Annotated in this window: 2 protein-coding genes and 1 pseudogene; all 3 read left to right on the forward strand. The window is 58.6% G+C overall.

All coding sequences use genetic code 11. The features are described from left to right. Positions 1–286: pseudogene (locus HV796_RS43845) on the forward strand (hypothetical protein); the annotation flags it as partial. Positions 287–540: 254 nt separating this feature from the next. Continuing rightward, positions 541–777 (forward strand): type II toxin-antitoxin system Phd/YefM family antitoxin, encoded by a 237-nt coding sequence (locus HV796_RS42490; protein ID WP_175233582.1) that lies wholly within the window; start codon positions 541–543, stop codon positions 775–777. Continuing rightward, positions 777–1157, forward strand: a complete 381-nt coding sequence (locus HV796_RS42495; RefSeq protein WP_175233583.1) for a type II toxin-antitoxin system VapC family toxin — start codon at positions 777–779, stop codon at positions 1155–1157. Before HV796_RS42490 ends, HV796_RS42495 begins: the two co-directional genes overlap by 1 nt. The last annotated feature ends 139 nt before the right edge of the window (positions 1158–1296 follow it).

Genomic DNA, 1296 nt, shown 5'->3' on the forward strand with positions numbered 1-1296 from the left:
TTTCGACAATTTGACTCTAGCGGGGCGATGGAGCCCGGCGCGCGCGGCTTCAGAAACGTTCCCCGGTGCTACGCAATCGCGACCTGCATACGTGAAGCCAGGACATGGCAACACCAGTATCGCCGCTCGCCTGCACCGTGATCGCAGCGCAGTGAAACGCGACGTCGACGCTCTGCTCGCGGCCGGCCTCGTCTCTGTCGAGGTAGCCCCGAATCCTGGACACGGTACACACAAGATCGTGCGCGCTGTCGAAACGAAGGTAGACATGCATGTGCTGATCGACTGAGGCGACTGGCCGCTGCACCAGGTCCCATCAGGCCGACGACGCGCCGGGGACCGTCTGCATGCTTGTGTTCGACGGCGGCCAGCGCATCGAGGGGATGCCGACCGCCGTCACAGATCCACAGCGGCACAAGGGACTGTCCGGGCGCGTTAGCGCAGAGCGGGCGGTTGAGCACGCGGCATAGCGCTGATGGAGATGACTGGACTAACTTGGCTAAGTTAGCTATAATGAGTCATCCTTCGTGGAGAGGCGACCCGATGCAAACGGTAAATGTCCATGAGGCCAAGACCAAACTGTCCAGGCTCATAGAAGCTGCGGTTTCTGGCGAGGAAGTCATAATTTCGAACCGGGGAAACCCTGTTGTGCGGCTTGTGCCGATCGAACCGAACAAGCCAGCGCGACAACGTGGCTTGATGCGCGGCCGTATCTGGATCGCGGACGATTTTGATGCACCGCTTCCTGACGAGCTTCTCGACGCTTTCGAGGGCAATTGATGCGCCTGCTGCTCGATACGCACATTTTCATGTGGTTCGTCCTCGACGATCCGAAACTGACCCCAGCAGCCGACAAAATCATCTCTAACGCCGACGAGGTGTTTGTCAGCAGCGTGAGCATCTGGGAAGCGTCGATTAAAGTAGGAACGGGAAAGCTGCGGCTCGATATCGACGAGTTCATCGAAATGATCGAGAAGTCGGGCTTTGTCGAACTGCCGGTGATCGCCGCGCATGCCGCTGGGGTTCGCCATCTACCGCCGTACCACCGCGATCCGTTTGACCGCTTGCTCATCGCGCAGGCGAAATATGAGCCGCTCAAGCTGATGACTCACGACGAGCATTTCGCGCAATACGATCCATCGCTCATCATTTCCGTCTAAGCGCGCCCTTCCCGATTAAACGGCCCGTGAGCAATTGTCAAATCTGGTGTACGCGGTGAGCAGGTTCATCAGGCGGCGAGCGATTGCTGAACCGGTGTGCTGTCGATCACCGGGATGCCATTTCTGAAAGGAATGCCTT

The organism is Paraburkholderia humisilvae (assembly GCF_902859855.1).
GTDB lineage: Bacteria > Pseudomonadota > Gammaproteobacteria > Burkholderiales > Burkholderiaceae > Paraburkholderia > Paraburkholderia humisilvae.